Annotated in this window: 1 protein-coding gene; it reads left to right on the top strand. The window is 65.8% G+C overall.

The genetic code is table 11. From position 1 onward, the window contains the following. Window positions 1-197 (top strand): hypothetical protein (locus HKX41_12090; GenBank protein NNC24875.1); only part of this gene is annotated, 197 nt, incomplete at its 5' end. Between the last annotated feature and the right edge of the window lie 63 nt (window positions 198-260).

Below are 260 nucleotides of genomic sequence, written 5' to 3'. Positions count from 1 at the left end.
CGTCGGCGGCTGACCTCGACGAGCAGGTCGTTCCGACCCGTATCCCGACCGCCGTCATCTGGGAGGTGTTCACCGGGATCGGGAACGCGCCGTTCAAAGGACACGGAAACGAGTTGCGCGCGCTCTACGAGAAACTGATCGCGAGTCGCTCCACCGTCGCCCTTACGCCCAAGGTGGCGGTCGCGCGGGCGAACTGAACGGGACCCACCTGAAGTCGGATGACGTGACGGAGCTCGATGGCGCTGACTCGGTCGTCGCGA

Source organism: Salifodinibacter halophilus (assembly GCA_012999515.1).
Taxonomy (GTDB): domain Bacteria; phylum Pseudomonadota; class Gammaproteobacteria; order Nevskiales; family Salinisphaeraceae; genus Salifodinibacter; species Salifodinibacter halophilus.
This window is presented reverse-complemented; position numbering and strand designations above follow the sequence as displayed.